17 protein-coding genes and 1 pseudogene are annotated in these 17139 nt (G+C 34.7%); 8 read left to right on the top strand and 10 right to left on the bottom strand.

Translation table 11 applies throughout. From position 1 onward, the window contains the following. Window positions 1-41: 41 nt before the first annotated feature. The 6 genes from I5776_RS01255 to I5776_RS01230 all read right to left on the bottom strand — a co-directional run bounded on the left by I5776_RS01255 (window position 42) and on the right by I5776_RS01230 (window position 4501). Window positions 42-1283 (bottom strand): MFS transporter, encoded by a 1242-nt coding sequence (locus tag I5776_RS01255; protein ID WP_202778625.1) that lies wholly within the window; start codon window positions 1281-1283, stop codon window positions 42-44. Window positions 1284-1474: 191 nt separating this feature from the next. Beyond that, window positions 1475-1702: a GyrI-like domain-containing protein gene (locus tag I5776_RS01250; protein ID WP_246483870.1), complete on the bottom strand. Its 228-nt coding sequence runs from the start codon at window positions 1700-1702 to the stop codon at window positions 1475-1477. A 140-nt stretch (window positions 1703-1842) separates the two neighbouring features. Beyond that, window positions 1843-2478 carry a pyridoxamine 5'-phosphate oxidase family protein gene (locus I5776_RS01245; RefSeq protein ID WP_202778624.1) on the bottom strand — a complete coding sequence of 212 codons (636 nt, stop codon included), beginning with the start codon at window positions 2476-2478 and terminating at the stop codon, window positions 1843-1845. A 63-nt stretch (window positions 2479-2541) separates the two neighbouring features. Then, complete coding sequence (locus I5776_RS01240; protein WP_202778623.1) at window positions 2542-2979, bottom strand: GNAT family N-acetyltransferase; 438 nt, start codon at window positions 2977-2979, stop codon at window positions 2542-2544. Between the two features lie 289 nt (window positions 2980-3268). Next, entirely contained in the window at window positions 3269-3838 is a 570-nt protein-coding gene (locus I5776_RS01235; protein ID WP_202778622.1) for a dienelactone hydrolase family protein, read from the bottom strand. A gap of 144 nt (window positions 3839-3982) precedes the next feature. After that, complete coding sequence (locus I5776_RS01230) at window positions 3983-4501, bottom strand: YfiT family bacillithiol transferase (RefSeq protein ID WP_202778621.1); 519 nt, start codon at window positions 4499-4501, stop codon at window positions 3983-3985. A 518-nt stretch (window positions 4502-5019) separates the two neighbouring features. On the opposite strand from I5776_RS01230, the gene I5776_RS01225 reads away from it, so the two are divergent. From I5776_RS01225 to I5776_RS01195, 7 genes and pseudogenes are all read left to right on the top strand, one after another. Next, window positions 5020-5367, top strand: a complete 348-nt coding sequence (locus I5776_RS01225; protein WP_202778620.1) for an ArsR/SmtB family transcription factor — start codon at window positions 5020-5022, stop codon at window positions 5365-5367. 94 nt (window positions 5368-5461) lie between these two features. Continuing rightward, entirely contained in the window at window positions 5462-6448 is a 987-nt protein-coding gene (gene arsB / locus I5776_RS01220; protein ID WP_246483980.1) for an ACR3 family arsenite efflux transporter, read from the top strand. A 28-nt stretch (window positions 6449-6476) separates the two neighbouring features. Continuing rightward, window positions 6477-6875 (top strand): annotated as a pseudogene (locus tag I5776_RS01215) (arsenate reductase/protein-tyrosine-phosphatase family protein). A gap of 247 nt (window positions 6876-7122) precedes the next feature. Beyond that, window positions 7123-8070 carry a helix-turn-helix transcriptional regulator gene (locus I5776_RS01210; protein ID WP_202778618.1) on the top strand — a complete coding sequence of 316 codons (948 nt, stop codon included), beginning with the start codon at window positions 7123-7125 and terminating at the stop codon, window positions 8068-8070. A 303-nt stretch (window positions 8071-8373) separates the two neighbouring features. After that, a complete protein-coding gene (locus I5776_RS01205) occupies window positions 8374-8577 on the top strand; it encodes a hypothetical protein (protein ID WP_202778617.1) in 204 nt (67 codons plus the stop codon). Between the two features lie 75 nt (window positions 8578-8652). Then, window positions 8653-9549, top strand: a complete 897-nt coding sequence (locus I5776_RS01200) for a DNA-3-methyladenine glycosylase family protein (RefSeq protein ID WP_202778616.1) — start codon at window positions 8653-8655, stop codon at window positions 9547-9549. 67 nt (window positions 9550-9616) lie between these two features. Continuing rightward, a complete protein-coding gene (locus tag I5776_RS01195; protein ID WP_202778615.1) occupies window positions 9617-9973 on the top strand; it encodes a VOC family protein in 357 nt (118 codons plus the stop codon). Window positions 9974-10631: 658 nt separating this feature from the next. On the opposite strand, the gene I5776_RS01190 is transcribed toward I5776_RS01195, so the two are convergent. Continuing rightward, a complete protein-coding gene (locus I5776_RS01190) occupies window positions 10632-10934 on the bottom strand; it encodes a helix-turn-helix domain-containing protein (RefSeq protein ID WP_246483869.1) in 303 nt (100 codons plus the stop codon). 126 nt (window positions 10935-11060) lie between these two features. On the opposite strand from I5776_RS01190, the gene I5776_RS01185 reads away from it, so the two are divergent. Continuing rightward, a complete protein-coding gene (locus I5776_RS01185; protein ID WP_202778614.1) occupies window positions 11061-12239 on the top strand; it encodes an AIPR family protein in 1179 nt (392 codons plus the stop codon). A gap of 414 nt (window positions 12240-12653) precedes the next feature. Here the strand turns inward: I5776_RS01185 and I5776_RS01180 are convergent, their stop codons facing one another. From I5776_RS01180 to I5776_RS01170, 3 genes are all read right to left on the bottom strand, one after another. After that, entirely contained in the window at window positions 12654-13892 is a 1239-nt protein-coding gene (locus tag I5776_RS01180) for an IS110 family RNA-guided transposase (RefSeq protein ID WP_063441232.1), read from the bottom strand. Between the two features lie 455 nt (window positions 13893-14347). After that, window positions 14348-15034: an STM2766 family helicase-associated protein gene (locus tag I5776_RS01175; protein WP_202778613.1), complete on the bottom strand. Its 687-nt coding sequence runs from the start codon at window positions 15032-15034 to the stop codon at window positions 14348-14350. Between the two features lie 32 nt (window positions 15035-15066). Beyond that, a complete protein-coding gene (locus I5776_RS01170; protein WP_202778612.1) occupies window positions 15067-17076 on the bottom strand; it encodes an STM2767 family DEAD/DEAH box helicase in 2010 nt (669 codons plus the stop codon). Window positions 17077-17139 lie beyond the last annotated feature (63 nt).

Genomic DNA, 17139 nt, shown 5'->3' with positions numbered 1-17139 from the left:
CGTTGTAGATATAATATAAATAGGAGATAAAATAAAACTTTTTACTGTACCACTTTTGCAAGTTCTCCTTTGTTGATATTTTCTGTAAAATACCTTGCATTTGATGACTGCATCGATGTAATAAATAGGACCAATGAAAGCAATGCCCCTACAATAGAGAAAATAATACAAGTGAATTGTAAGGAAAACCATTCTGCAAAAAATCCTAGAATGAGCGTGAATACAATTTGAATGACCCCTTGCACCATATCCGTAATACTGCCGAACCTCCCCATAATATCGATTGATATATTATTTTGAAAGAACGTAGAATATCCTGCATTTGCAAAAGCAAGGAAAAAGCCGAGAAAGACAAATGCTATGGTGGCGGTAATGAAGCCAACCGATGAATAAAACGAAATATATCCTATTGACGTTAAAAACATTCCTAGACCCAAATATACTTTTAAACTGATCTTCTTCGCCAAAACGGCTGCAATAAATGCTCCGATTAAAGATCCTACTCCTGTAATACTTACGATTAATCCATAATCTTTATCGGAAAGGTGCAGATTTTGCTTAATAAACGTTACCTCTTGCGAATCCAAAGCAAATCCAATGAGCATGGAACCTTGGAATAATAGATAGACAACCATAAAAAATTTTAATTTCTTTAAAGAGTCTCTAACCGCTGCCAAGTCCTTTATTAGTGTTTTCCAATGTATTGGATCACGAACATTTTCTTTCTTTTCATCAACATTTGGGAGAAGGTATATGAAAAAAGCACATATAAGAAATGAAATTGAATTGATGATAATACATACAGTTGTTCCAGAATACATAATGATGAACCCCGCAATAGCTGGACCTAATAAAAATGCCCCCGAACTAGTCATGTCCAAAATGGAATTAAATCCCTTTCGACTTTCAGGAGGAACCAATTTAGTTATATAAACCGATGAACTTGGGCCAAAAAATGCCCCAACCATATTGATCAACAATAACAAAAAGTAAATAAGCCAGATAGAACCAATAAATGGGATAAAAAATACCAAAATTCCTCTGACAATATCAATACCTATCATCAATTTTCTTTTATTTACTCGATCAATGATACTCCCTGACCAAAAATTTGTAATTAAAACAGCGATAGGTCGAATGATATAAAGACCCGCTACTGAAGCGGCAGAACCCGTTAAATTTAAAATGGAAATATTAAGAGCAATTAAATAAATCCAGTTACCCAAGTTAGAGACTCCAATTCCTGATATTAAAAGTATAGGGTTTTTCCAATGTTTTGCCATTATATCACCTATAAACCATAAAATTTAATTAAAAAAAGCTGTAATCATAATTGATCTACAACCCCTATATTTGTTCCTTAAGCTAAGTAATAGTTATTTTATTATTAGAATATGAACAAAGGAAGTATGACTTATTGCCGGAGTATTCCTGTGATTTTTTTAAATCTGAAACTAAACGCACTTGAATCGTTTTACCTAATTTCCCTCTCTTTTGTTGTTTTACTTTCAACTTTGCTCACTCTCACATGATAAGATAGACCTAATTGAACATTAGGATTCACCCTATTCTCTAACTCATCGGCACGGTCTTCAACGTGTTGAATGACGTTTTTTAAATTCGGTACAATTTCCGAGAATGTTCCCTCCCATTTTAATCCTACTGTCCGATAAGCAGGTAACGTTATAATTTCATAACTCAATTTATTCCCTCCCTTTTTCCTAAAGCGTCATAATTTTCTCTTAACAGTTTTCGCTATCTATGCGTGAATTACCTGCTTCTCTAACCAGGCCCTCTCCTTTTTTCAATAGTTCTTGAAAAGATTGGTTTCATTCCCGTTAGTTAATAAAGTCTATCTGTATAACTCTTATTTAACTGTTCAGTAATAGAGTATTCGCTTGTATTAGGGAGATTTGCGTGGTCAAATAATATCTTTGCAGCCTTTGGTAATGTTTCTTTTTTTGACCAAGTATCAGGATCCCATAAATGAGACCTTTTAAATGCTTTTGCACAGTGAATAAAACATTCCTCGACTTCTATACCGATTCCCAATAGTGGCTTCTTTTCCTTAAAAGTCATTTTCTCAAGCAAGTAATTATCTTTTACTAAATAACCCTTACCATTTACTCTTAATGTTTCATCGAGACCTGGGATAAAAAAAAGAATACCGACTCTAGGGTTAGTTAAGATATTTCGCATTGAATCAATTCTTTTATTCCCTGGTCTTTCTGGGATAACTAATTGTTTCTCGTTTAAAATTTGCACAAATCCAGCATAGTCACCCCTTGGTGAAACATCGCAAAAGCCAAATTTATCTGCAGTAGCAATGGTCAAAAACGAGGATTTAGAAATAAATTCTTTACAATGGTTATCTAAATAAGTAATTACTTTGTTTTTCACTAATTCACTTGGGTGTCCAATTAAAGAACGTAACTCTTCTTCACTTTCAATAAATTCTGCAAAGCCAATTCTCTCCATAAAATCACCCCTTATTCATTTTATCTTAAACTCTACTACCCCGTTAGTGAAGAAATAGAGTGTTTATATTGGCAAACTCATTGTAATTGTTCTGATGTTAAATCCAAGCTTTTCATACAGTTTAATTGCTTGATTTCCCGCAAATGCACTTAGACGAACTTCTGAATATCCATCTTGTTTGAGATAATCAATACCTGTTCTCATTAACATTTTGGAAATTCCCTTCCCTCTAAATTCTTCTAAAACAAATAATTCATAAATAAATCCATTGATCTTATCAGTAAATTGATCTTTGCTTGTCCCTATTAGAATCCAACCCATTAATCTATCGTTTTCTATTGCGATTAAGTAATAGTTTCCCTTCTTTAAGAGTTGTTCAATAAGTTGTTCAATTTTTTGATTTGTGGGTCTTACTTCACCTAACGTGCCATCAAATACAGCTTGTGGAGAAAGTGATATAATCTTTTTGAGTTCCAAATCATTTGGTTTTCTAATATTCATTAATTGAGTACCATCCTTTCAATATCCTTTTAGGAAACTATTCTAGTTAGTACCTGGTTTATATTCTTTTCGATAAAAGAGGAAATCCTTCTTCCACCAACCTCCCTCTTTTCTTCAATAAGAAAAGAACATTCCTTATTAAAGGAATGCCTCCGTTAGTTTGGTAATTGAATTTTCTTAACATTCGATTTTATTGTACCATACAATTGTATAAAACCATCGAAGTTTCTTGAAAGGGATAATACTGGTATACCAACAAAAAATGGTCTGCTATTTACTATTCTATACGCTATGCGAGAAAGTCGAGAACTCTCTTGATCACAAGTTTCGTCGCTTCAGCATCGTAAGACGGTAAACTACTGTCGGTGAAGAGATGTTCCTTGCCTTCATACAGAAAAAGCTCTGCGTGATTGGCCGACGCCACAAGCTCACGGGCCGCGTCGATGTCGCCGTCTTCAACGAAAAAAGGATCCGCACTCATGGCGTGAATTTGCACAGGCAAGTCGACCGGCCACTGAGATTCGAACGCCGAAGTCGGGAGGCAGGCATGAAAAAACAGTGCGCCTCTGGCTCCTTCACGAGTTTGAGCGAGCTGCTGTGCTGCCGGGACACCGAGTGAAAAACCAGCATAGACGACATCGCGCGGAAGCTCGCTTGATGCCCGAATGCCGCGCGCCGTCACTTCTTCAAATCCGATTTCCTTAACAAATACCAAGCCTTCCTCGAGCGAGGAAAACATGCGGCCGTCAAATAAATCTGGCACGTGCACAGTATGCCCTGCATCTCTCAATTGATTGGCGATTGCTTCAATCCCCTTCGTTCGGCCTAAAACATGATGTAACAATAAAACTTCTGCCATCAGTTTTTCCTCCTATTTAATGAATTTCATATGTCTAAGGTTCGACAAAAATACCTGATTGACCTGCCAGAACTTTACGATTTTAAAATATCTATACTAGCCATTTTATTTACAAAAACTAAACCGCTATACAAACTAAGTACATTACCAGCCGTTACGCTTACACAAAGAAGTAATATGTGCAAGATGATGCCGCCCGTGCCAAGCGTAAATCCCTATATTTTCACCTACTGAAACATCACCTGAAACTGGGTGGATAAATGTTTTTTCCAAATCAGCCCCGCTTAGACTACGTAAAAGATTTGTCCAGCGTTTGTGCAATGATTCGAGCAGGGATAGTGAAATATCAATTGGTAATTTATAATCGGAAAGCTCCGCCCATTCCGTTTCGTCATATGGCTTTATTACAGGTTTTTCTTCTGTTAGAGCCAATTTGAAGCGAACGTATGCATTCATATGGCTATCCGCAAGGTGATGTATGACTTGTCGAACAGTCCACCCTCCTGAACGATAAGGTGTATCAAGCTGTTCATTATTTAAGTCTTTTACAGCATCTTGTAATAATCTTGGAAAATCTTCAATCTCATTTATCCATTCCTTTGTAACGCTGGTGGTAACTTCACCATTAAATTGAAATTTTCCAATTGGATATTTCAAATCCATCCACTATTCCTCCTATAGAGTCACTTATAATTTTTTGGGCTAACTAGATTTAAGGTCTAAAAATATGTAATTCTCCATCTTTTCCTTTAAATCCTTTACACCTATATTTTTTTCAACTAAACTAATTCGCTTAAAACAGAAAATCTCCTTCTTCAAAAAACCTGTCCCGTTACTTTAATCACAATCTTTTGTCTGATTTAGTTAAAAAAAACGGTTATCCAGTTTCCGGTACAATTGCTAATTCTCATCCTTTGAGCGTAAATATTTACTTATCTTAATTAATAAAGGATGATACTAAATAGGAGATTAAACAGATTGTACGTAGTATTTGACCCTCACTCGATAAATATCACGTTTGAAATTAATATAAAATTACTCTTTATTTTTTCTTCAAAAGACATTAGTGGAAAAATAAATAAATATCGTATACGTTTTTTTCTTTAATATATAAGTAAATAGTTATATATTTATATTTCCATTTATATAATTAAATAAATGGTTATGAACGGGGTGATTATATGGAGAAAACAATAACTGAGATAGAGCCTACATCAAAAGTACTTAAATTACTTGGTGATAAAACAAGATTAACTATGATGGCATTATTGATGAAACGAGAATTATGTGTATGTGAGTTTCAGGAAGTTTTTGATATGAGCCAACCTTCCATAAGTCAACATTTACGGAAATTAAAAGACTTTGGACTAGTTAAAGAGGCTCGTAAAGGGCAATGGATTTATTATGCATTAAATAAAAATAATGAATTCTTTCCACTAATCGAATATGTGACAAAACTTGTTCCAGACCAAGAGGAAGCAATTAAACAAATTGATAAAAGTAATCCAACTCTTCGTTGCGGTTGTTAAGAATAAAAATGAGGAGGTATTTAAAGTGAACAAAACAGATAAAAAACGATTATCGTTCCTAGATCGTTATTTAACAATATGGATTTTTTTTGCCATGGCTATAGGAATTGGTTTAAGTTATGTATTTCCTGGAATGATTGATAGCTTAAATAAATTTCAAGTTGGGACCACATCTATTCTATTAGCAATTGGACTTATACTAATGATGTATCCTCCATTAGCAAAGGTACGCTATGAAGAAATCGGTCGAGTATTTAAAGATGTAAAATTACTCGCTTTATCCCTTGTACAAAACTGGGTAATAGGACCAATCCTTATGTTTTTCCTAGCGATTATTTTTTTACCCGACAAACCAGAATATATGGTAGGTCTTATCATGATTGGTCTGGCACGCTGTATTGCAATGGTTATCGTTTGGAATGATCTAGCGAAAGGTGATACTGATTATGCAGCAGGCCTCGTTGCATTTAACTCAATTTTCCAAGTCATCTTTTTTTCAATTTATGCCTATATCTTTGTAACAGTCATTCCAGAATGGTTTGGATTACAAGGAGAAGTTATCGATATTACTATTGGTGAGGTTGCAAAATCAGTCTTTATCTATCTTGGTATTCCATTTATAGCCGGGATGATTACCCGTTTTACACTGGTAAAAATAAAAGGAAGACAGTGGTATGAAAAAGTGTTCATCCCTAAAATTAGTCCGATTACGTTAATCGCATTGTTATTTACGATTATTGTGATGTTCTCCCTAAAAGGAGATATGATTGTTTCTCTACCATTAGATGTAGTGAGAATAGCCATTCCTCTACTTGTTTATTTTGTCATTATGTTCTTTGTTTCTTTCTTCTTAGGAAAGAGATTGGGAACCAATTATCCAGTCACAACTACCTTGGCATTTACAGCCGGAAGTAATAACTTTGAATTAGCCATTGCAGTAGCTGTTGGAGTGTTTGGAATCCATTCGGGAGTGGCATTTGCAGCGGTAATTGGACCACTAGTTGAAGTTCCAGTAATGATTGCATTAGTAAACGTTGCATTATGGTTTAAGAAGAAATATTTCAGTGAGAACGTAGCATAACATCGACTTTCAAAAGGCGGAAATTAATATGGATACTAAGAAAACAATCTATTTCTTATGCACGGGGAACTCTTGCCGAAGCCAAATGGCAGAAGGATGGGCAAAAAAATATTTAAGTCAAGATTGGAATATTTAGTGCAGGGATTGATAGTTCAAACCAAACCTCAGATATTATCGATCCCCAACTTTTAAACAATACAGACCTCGTAGTAACACTTTGTGGTGATGCTGCAGACAATGTCCTGTCACTCTTCCTAAAGTTCTTAGGGTACATTGGGGATTTGATGATCCTGCAAAAGCTGAGGGTAATGCAGCAGAGAAATGGTCGGTATTTGCTGTTTTTCTATCACTATTTGGAATGACCCTATCGTTCTTTTTGAAGGAAACGAAATTAAATAAGGAGGGTGTTAAGCAAAATAGTGAATAAGTCAAACGGGAACTTTTTATTGTGAATATTTCACTCAACACTAAAGTGTATTTATGAAATTTAATTAATGATCTTCTACAAACGGGCGCGTTAACGGAATAAATCCAACAGAAACCTTGTCCTTATTTTGGATTACCATATAGATGCCGATACACATCTATGTCCAGGAACTCCGGATCCACCAAATCATCTTCTCCGTTAAAATGTGATACTATTATTTTGCAATAAACAACAAGGGAGGCAACCCATGAACAAAACAGACCGATTGTTTGCCATCGTGCTGGAGCTGCAACGTAAAGAAGTTGTACGGGCCGAAGATTTGTCGACCCTATTCGAAACTAGCGTGCGGACCATTTACCGCGACATTGAGGCGCTGAGTGAAGCGGGCGTGCCGATCATAGGAGCCCCCGGTACAGGATATTCCCTGATGGAAGGCTATTTCCTGCCGCCGATCAGTTTCACGGTACCGGAAGCCGTGAGCTTGCTGATTGGAACAGACTTTATCGAACAAAGATTTGATGATGATTATCGTGTCAAGGCGCAAGCCGCTCGCGGCAAAATCGAGACCATTCTACCGGAAAGCGTTCGCAATGAAACATCTCGTGTACGCAACGCTATGCGTTTGCTCAATTCCGATAAACAGGTCATGCCGTCAAAAGAAAAGGAATATCTAGAAAAAATCCGTCGGGCGATATTAGACAAGCGAAAGATTAGCTTTCATTATGTAAAAAGACTTTCAGATTCCGAGGGGAATCGCCATAGTGTTCGTACCGTTGCTCCCTATGGATTGGTGCTTGTTCAAGGATCGTGGATGCTTGTGGCCCATTGTGATTTGCGCCGAGATATTCGCCATTTCCGATTATCCAGAATGACGGAACTTATCGATTTGGATGAACGATTTAAAATACCGGCGCACTTTAACTTTAGGGATTATACTCCTGCGGATGATCGGCACTTGCTGGTTCGTCTTCGATTTAACCTTGACATCGCAGATAAAGTGAAGGAATCTAACTATTATTACATAGAAGATATGGAAGAGCATCAAGATGGATTGGATGTGGTCATACGCGTTCGTCAACTGGACGAAGTGTTGCAATGGGTGCTTGGCTGGGGAGCGGGTGTGATAGTATTAGAGCCTGAATCGTTTCGAAATTGGATTCGTGAGGAAGCTAAAAAAATGTTAAAACGCTACTGACATACTGTTGTCAGTAGCGTTATTTTATAATCGGAGTAAGTAAGCATAAAGGAGTGAGAGAAATGCGAAGTAGTATATCTTACATCGATTGGAGGGATTATAGGATACTGAATTGTATCGTTTATTATAGAAGGATGGTATTTCGTGAATTTTGCTTCTGTACGCATCATCACCGGCGACGTGGGCAATTTGGGGTTCTTTAATAATAGAAGAACAAACAAATGCCTCACAAAAACAAGCGGAAGCCCTCCAAATTGATCCTACAACAATGGTATCTCATATTGATTATTTGGAGGAAATCCAGTGTGTGAAACTAGTGATGAATCCAAAAGGTGGGAGATATTTTGTGTTGAAGGTCAACAAGTCAAGGAAAAGTTAAGGTTAGTGGAGCGTTATCTCGAAACTATTGAATTGGATGTTCTTTCAGGGATTTCAGTCAAGGAGCAAAAGGAACTCAAATCGATTTTGTTAAGAGTTTGGACAACCATATCGAAGAAGGAAAAATAATGAATCAAATTGGAGGAAAATCCCGTTGTGACTGTTAATGGGTTTGGAACCCATGGAAAAAGGTGATTTTTAATGTTGTACAAGAAAATTGGTGAATTATTCCCTAAAGCCCCTTTTGATTTTGAAAAAACAATAAGGTTTTTAGGTGGATTTCCCCCAACTAAAAAAGAACAAACACTGAATAGAAATCATCTAACCAAAGCCATTTTAATGAATGATCAAATATTTGTCTTTGATTTACAATCAGAGGGTGATATTGAAAACCCAAAATTGATATACACCATATTTTCAGACAAGGATATCTCGGATAAGAGCTTAAAAATGCTTGAGAAGAAAATCGATCATTTTTTAAGTTTATCTGATGATCTCAAGGAATTTTATACTTTGGCATCGGAAGATCCGTGGTTCCAACACATTAATAAAAAACTATATGGCTATCATCAGGTTAAATTTCTTACTCCTTTTGAAAATGCCTGCTGGGCGATTTTTACTCAAAAGACGCCCACGAATATCGCCAAGGAAATCAAGATGAGATTCTGTGAAAATTTTGGTCAATCACTAAAAATATACCATCAATGTTATTCTGCATTTCCCGAGCCGGTAAGTATCCTTAGGGCTTCCGAAGAAGAAGTAGCAGAAACGGTCAAAGATAAGCGAAAGACCCAATATTTGATGTCAGTCTGCGAAGCATTTTCCGATGTTGATGAACAGTTCCTCACCGACGGAGATTATGATGAAGTCGAAAACTGGTTAAAAGACATTAAAGGAATCGGTGAATGGTCTGCCTCGTTTATTCTTATCAGAGGGATTGGGAGAATGGAACGATTACCTGTTAGCGAAAAAATGCTATTAAAGGTGTTTTCGGAAACTTATAAAGGTAATCAGGATATTAAGGTGATTGCTAATCATTATGGAAATTGGAAAGGATATTGGGCCCATTATCTTCGTGCTTTGGGTGCATTTACAAAATAGAGTAATATAAAATCGTTCAAAAAACAAAAAACTAATATATACCACAATATTAAAGGAGATGAAGTACATGTCTACACCGCAACTCGACTTTTCATCTATTCAGGTAAGGGATCTTGAAAAATCACGTGAATTTTATCAAAATATCTTTGGTTTTGAAATTGAAAATGAAAATCCAGGAGCCTATGTCTTTAAAAATGAAAAGGGTGCTTCTTTTGCTATTAGAAAACCTTTGGTTGATTTGGACAGAGCAGGCAAGCTTGGATGGGGAGTCGCACTTTGGTTTTCCGTTCCTGACGTGGAAAAAAGATATGATGATGTGCGTGGCAAAGAAGTGAAGATTGTTAAGGATTTAGCAGACAGTCCCTTTGGTAAGGTGTTTACAATAGAGGATCCTGATGGATATTATATTACTTTCCACGGATAAATCCCCCTTAGTCTGTACAAAGATATAAAATGTTTTGCCGTTAAAAGGGCACTTTTCTGGGTGCGAAACGTTTCTGGCTCAAATGAAATGTGGCCACACAATTGATGTAAAGCAAGTTGGAGAAATTACCTATAAGGTTGAAACTAATGCAGGTGGTTTTGGTGAATAAAATAATCTAGGATTCTAAAGTTAAAGTGACGGTAAAATGGAATGGTAGCACTGAAACTATTGTTTTAAAAAGCAATTAGGTTATTCAGCTAAAGGGCGCTATGATGGAATAAGCGTCTCCTTTCTTATTCAACTAAAGGGGGCAATAGTTTAAGATCAGCTGCCATTTCGGCGGCTTTTCTTATTGAACAAAAGGGGCAGGTTACGATTCAGCAGAAACGTTAAAATTTCAAGTGTAAATCCACGAAAATATATTGTGAAACATTTCACTTAAACTAACGGATGCCTGAGTTAAAGATCAGCTGCCAATTTGGTGGCCTTTTTTTGTTCGACTAAAGGGGAGTTTAGTTGAATAAAATTTACAAAACGTTTTGGGTAGATTTTTAATGTTCCTTTTTCTATCCTTAAAGAGTTTTGTATTTAAAGTCATTTTAAATGCACAAAAAAAAGATGAGTAGCCTAAACAAACTCATCACATATTGATAAAAAATTACTCACTTTCATTATCGAGTATAAAATCTTCTATCTCCTTAATCAATTCTAAAAAATCAACTTCTAATGCCACTGATAACAGTTTCAATGTGGACAAACTAGGCATATTATAACCGTTTTCTATATTTGATAAAGTTTTTTCTGAGATCCATTCGGGATCCAATAGGCCTTTATCTACCCTGTCATCTATAAAAAAAGCTCGAGAAGCTTTTTCTAAAGAAAGTTGTATACGGTGATTTTTAATGATTTGTCCAATTTTGGAAATGTTATTTTTTTGATTTTCCTGTTTTTTCTTTGTCATGAATCAAATTATAACAAAAAAAGATTTAAAAGGGAACCTTGGTTCCTTTTTAAATTGACTTTTTAATGTTAAATTTATATTAGAGCTTAGCACAAATGCTTAAACCAAAAAAAGGAGGTATTCATAATGAATACAAGCACAGAAAGATTTAAGGCAAAAACTGTTAGAACAGTTACTTCTCCATCAAATGAAGAAGTTACAACTTATTACACTTGGGTGGAGTTTCAAGATCTACCAGCAGAAATTCCATTAGAAGTAAATCCAAGAAAACCTAAAATGAACACTTCGGTGGCTAAGCAATTAATTAATGCCGTTAAAAATCCCGACTCAGACTTTGATATTAACAATAGAGGTATAGTTATTACAGCGAAAAGTTTCAAATTTAACACGAATACGAGTACGGTTGATTTAGATTTAGGTGATGATATAACCAAATACGGCATTCTTGATGGAGGTCATACTTACACCGCCATCATTGAAAACCGCGACAAATTACCTGAAAACACCAAAAAATATGTTAAATTAGAAGTTTTAGTTGGTAAAAACCTAGATGTATCAGCTTTAGCAGATGCACGAAATACCTCGGCTCAAGTAAGTGACATTGCATTATTCGAATTGGATGACAAATTCGATATTGTTAAAGATGCAGTTGCCGCGGAAAGTTATTCAGAAGACATTGCTTTTAAAGACAATGACAATAAAAGAATCCCTGTTGTAGAATTAATTAAATTAATGTTTGCTTTCAACATTAAAAGATATCCTGATGATAGTAGTGCTCCCGTATCTGCTTATTCAGGAAAAGCTGCTGTTTTTAAAGATTATAAAAATGAGTATGGTGAAGAAAATAATATTTATAAAAAACTATCAGCTCATCTACCTAAATTGGTAGAACTTTACGAAAAAATTCAAGAAGAACTTCCTTTAAAATACTCAGAATTTAAAAAGGAAGATGGTAAAAAGCCCAGATTTGGGGGTGTACGTGGTATTGAAGGAGCAGGTGCATACGAAGCCTTATTTACACAAAAACCAATTTCATATGAAATTTCAATAGGTTTCTTATTACCTATATTTGGAGCGTTTAGAGCTTTATTGAAATCCAAAGGTGATGAACTAATTTGGGAATTCGATCCGATGAAAGTATGGGATAAAGTAGGCACTCGTCTAGTTCAAAATACTTTTGATACAGATACTAATCCCCAACAGGTAGGTAAAAGCAAAACATTATGGCAATCTAATTATCGGATTGTAGATAGTGAACGAAAAGATTTATTGCTAGAAAAACTAATGAAGCAACAACAGCAGTAATAATGATTTTATTATTAAACTAATTGGCGTTAGCGAAATAAGACACTTCAAAGTCGATTCACCAATTTGGAAATCGGCTTTTTTTTATGTCTTAAAAGACTATCACAGACTAGTGATTAAAAAACGGGACTATTAAAAAAAGCGATATTAATGTTTGAGATAGTCGGACCTGGGGAGCGCCTTCATAAATTTTTTATTGAAAGTTGGATTACTAGTAAGATTGGTGTTTTGGTGGTTTGAACAAATAGAATATAGTATGTGAAGATTACACTTAAAGTAAACCAGCTAATAGTTTGTCAATATTTTTCAATAAAAAATTTAAATTTGTCATGATATACTAAAAATGTGCATGCCAAATAACCTTCCACTTTTCTCTTTTTGGAAGGTTTTGCTTTATTTAGTTAGATATAGTTTCTAACCTATATCTTGGAAAGGGGTTCTACTTTTTAGTAGTGCGTAAATCCAGTGTAAGAGCTTATTAACACATGCGATAACTGCTACTCTAAAGGGTTTGCCTTCTTCACGTTTTTTATCATAAAATTCTCGTAATCTCTTATTGCGTGCGATTATCTCATCAGTCGTTTTCTTCTTACGAGAATCACGAATACCACTTTGAACAGCCATATACAGTGCGTGGCGGAGTCTACAAGAACCTCGTTTTGTAATTCGATTAACTGATGCGGTAAACTTTCCTGAAGAGTAAACGCTAGGATCGACTCCAGCGAATGCAACTAGTTTCTTGGCATCATTAAACCGATCTATTTCTCCAATTTCAGAGATAATTGTTGCCGCGATTTTCTCACCGATACCAGGAATAGATTGGAGAATATGATATTCTTCAATTTCTTTAGCGAGGGCATCTATTTCAGTCGCAATCTTAGATAGATGCTCTTGGTATTGAAGAACAAGATTAACTAACATTTCAAGATTAAAAATATTACTCTGATACAGGTTGTTCTGGAACGGATTACGAAGGGCTGCTTCTTTTAACTTTTTTGCCCTTTCTTGAGCCCAAAGATCGGAACGACTTTTACATAATGAACGTATCCTTTCTGATAAATCTCTCTCACTCGCACTTAATACTGCCTCAGATGTTGGGAATGCTAGTAAAGTGAGTAAAGATACCTTTGAATATAAATCCCCAAACACACCTCTATATTCAGGGAATACCTGGTCTAACAAGGAGTGCAACTGTATCTTAGTTTTGGCTGATATTTCTGCAATACTTTCTTGCTGTCTAGTAAGGTTACGAAGGTTTAAAAGTTGAACACCTCGCTTTTTATAGGGTTCTAAATCTTCTTTATAAAACAGCTCACAAAGGTGATAGGCATCTACTGCATCTGTTTTAACTTTACGCAGACTTGAACTTTTTGCACGGTGTGAGATTAGAGGATTAACAATAATATAAACGTACTTTTGTTCCTCCAAAAATTGAATAACTGGATAATGATAGTGACCAGTTGATTCCAATACGACCGTAGGTCGGTTGCCATTAGCCGCTTGTTCAACTTCATGAAGGAATTCTAGAAAATTCCCCAACCCTTTAAGATCATGCTTAATGCTAAAGCTCATTCGATAAGGTTTACCTTTATCTAAAAAGGCTTGAATCTGACTTTCCCCTTTTGAAACATCCAGACCAATGACTGGATTCATACACTATCTCCTCCTAGAATATTGAATTAGTCGGTAACCCCTAAGGCTTCTTGTAATGTCATAGGTTCGCTTGTTAAACGGGATCTCATTGTCCCAACCAGCCTGAAACATGTTTATACAAGTAGGGGGTGAACAGTTTAGCTGACGGGGTCTAGTCCCACGGGTGCGACGTTCTACCCCGACTACCGTTATCATAAGACCATATAAAAATAGGTCAACCAGAAAAATCTGGCTAACCTTATATTACGAACGGGTGCTTTTGTTTAACAAGATAAAAAAATTGGACCACGCATATTAGATATATCTAATATGCGTGATCCCTTTAAAATCAACCGTTCACTTTTTAGAAGCTGAAGATAAAGTATTATAAGCTTTTAAAAAATATATTTCCAGAGATTTTTAAGGTTGACCGAGTTGAATAGAGACAAGATCCGTCTCTACAACTCGATCTTACGTTATACTTTTAGAAAATAGCAAGGGGATTCTAAATCAAGTAGATTTTCAAATCCTGATGAATACCATTCACTTTTTTCTATTTCTTCTTTTATTAGACCGATTTTAAATGTGGCCTTGTTTGAAAAGAAAATATCTAAATGATGTAACGGATGATAAATAGGATCCAATCTTTCTTCATCGTCATCCAAATCATATCTTAAGTAGCCAGGCTCAAAAAGGAACAACCTCCTAATTAGGTGCCATACCATTGTATCATCAATTGATAAATCTAAGTCTACATTTTTAATTGCCTCTAAAAGGTGATCATAAAATACTAATGCTTCATCAGAAGTATCTATATCTTCTGCGAACCACTGATCTTTAGAAAGACTTTGCAAAATGCTAATTAATCGACTACTAATTTCCAAGCCGTTTTTGTCTTTAATAATCCAACTTGTCAGTAGAGTAGAGTCTGTCTGTCTCTCAATTTGAAAAGGGAATGAGAAAGAGAATTTTTTATAGATTTGACCAGAATCTTTATTTTGTAAAGTAAAAATAATCCGGCTACTTTTACCAATCAAAATTTCACAATATCCTAAATTATTATCCTTACTTTTACCCTCTAACATAATTTCAGGTAATGTAGCAAGGAGAATGTTGATAATATCAGACTTCTCCCTAATAGCTTTATTAGCTAAAGAAAACAAATTATACGATATAAAAAAACTTATTCTTTTCTTCATATTAATCCTTTATTAGTATTAATGATTTTTTCAATTTGATTTCTGTCAACCGAATCAGGAGCAATGGTTTGTACAATTTGTCTAAGTTGGTCTTGTTTTTGCATAGGGATGTTATGCTTTTCAAAGATTTGATCAACTATATCTCTTTGTGAAAGAGTCAAATCATTTACATCAAGAGCTAATTCTGCTTGATCGATATATTCCACTGGCTCTTCGAAAATTAATTTATTGTAATTATTAATACTTTCTAATCCACTTTGGAGCTTCTTTATTAGCTCTTTATTATTTTGCTGATTTATAATTAAATAAGAAGTAATGAATGATCTTGTCAAAGTCATATATAGTGCATTTCTTTTCCTTACATGATGTCCTATTGGACTAGATGACACACAAATTACAAAGGGAAACTCTAATCCTTTAATATTGTTTATATTACTAATTGAAACAAAATCCTTTTTCATTTCCTTGGTATCATAAAGCTTGTTTGTCTTCCATTGAAATGCGTGTGAGATTTTTAATGCTATTAAATTCATTAAATCATAACTTCCATTTACATTATCAGTAAATATTATAGCGATATCTTCAGGAGATACTGTAGTGTGTTGTTCTTTTATTTGTCTAATAATATCTATAACATTATCAGAGCAGTCAAACTTTTCAGTAGTGACCATTTTTACACTTTCAATATTCGCTTCTTCCAGATCATTAAATTTTCTAAGAGGAGTCCTAGTTAATACATGTCTGTTGCCTTTTCCCTCAATTTCATAACCACATGCATTCCATTGATCATCATTCAGTCTTCTAATCCCCTTATTTTCAAATAACCCAAATCCTATAGCGTGCGCAAACATTAATGTTCTAGGATCAGTACGATAACATTTATTAAGCAAGAAGTCTGGAGACGACTCTGTAGTGTTTGGTTGAAATATATTTTGAAATATATCTCCTGCTACATAAACTGTATTTTTTGTAATCATCTCACATAGTTCAAAGAAGCTCTCACTAAAATCTTGACTCTCATCAATTAGAACATAATCAAAAATTGATTCAATTTCTCCTTGCTTAAGGTATTCGATTGCCTTTTTACAAGCAGAATCAAACGAGCCTTCCTTCAAGCCAATAAATGGTATTCCATATTGTTTACAAATGTAACTATAAAGTCCAATATTATTATTATCTAATTTAGAGCCCCAACTATGCATGATCCATAGTCGTTCTCCCCATTTAATCTGTTCTTCTACCTTCATAAAATCAAAGAAATTTGGAACTCTATTTTTCAACGAATTAGCAAGTGCCTTATTAAAACATGTAAAAGCAATTCTGTTTGTATTATTTTCTGTATAGAGCTCCTTTATTTTATGAAGAAGTAGTTCTGTCTTGCCTGTCCCTGCTAAACCTTGAATTGTGACTCTCCTGTGATTAATCTTTTTAAATATAAATCGTGTTTGATCTCCGTCAAATAATACAATATTTCTTTTTACCTTTTCTAAAATAGTTTCTGGAAGCCCCTGACCAATTTTTTCTATTGAGTTAATACTTCCGATTAATAGTGAAATTAGTAACTCAATTTGTCTTTTTTTATTAAGATCATCTAATTGGTTTTCCATTAAGAAACTCTCAACATTGTTATTGAAGTCATCGAGATGCTTTGCTGCTATCAAATCTTGTTTCCAAATTCTAGGCCTTCCTAAGATTTTTTTATATTCAAACCTGTCAGATAGATGTCCTAAATCTTCTACGAAGTCATCATAAAAATTTTCAAATTCGTCTTTAATTTCTTGACTATCTATAACCATTATCTGATACCCGGGAATTAACAATACTATAGGATTTTCAAAGTTATAACTATATTTCTTTTCACCTAGAGGACCGCTAAGTAAATAAACCTGTGTAGCGTTTTCATTTGAATAATTATCTAATCTGTCTATAAAATTCTTTATACAATTATTATCTGACTCAATATTAGAGAAAAAATGTGTATTTTGCATAAACCATTTCACTTCCATTTAGTTATATTTAATAAAAATGTTTCCATCCTTATAGACCTAACTTTAATAAAAAAGTATTAT

The sequence above is a fragment of the Heyndrickxia vini genome, from assembly GCF_016772275.1.
Taxonomy (GTDB): domain Bacteria; phylum Bacillota; class Bacilli; order Bacillales; family Bacillaceae_C; genus Heyndrickxia; species Heyndrickxia vini.
This window is presented reverse-complemented; position numbering and strand designations above follow the sequence as displayed.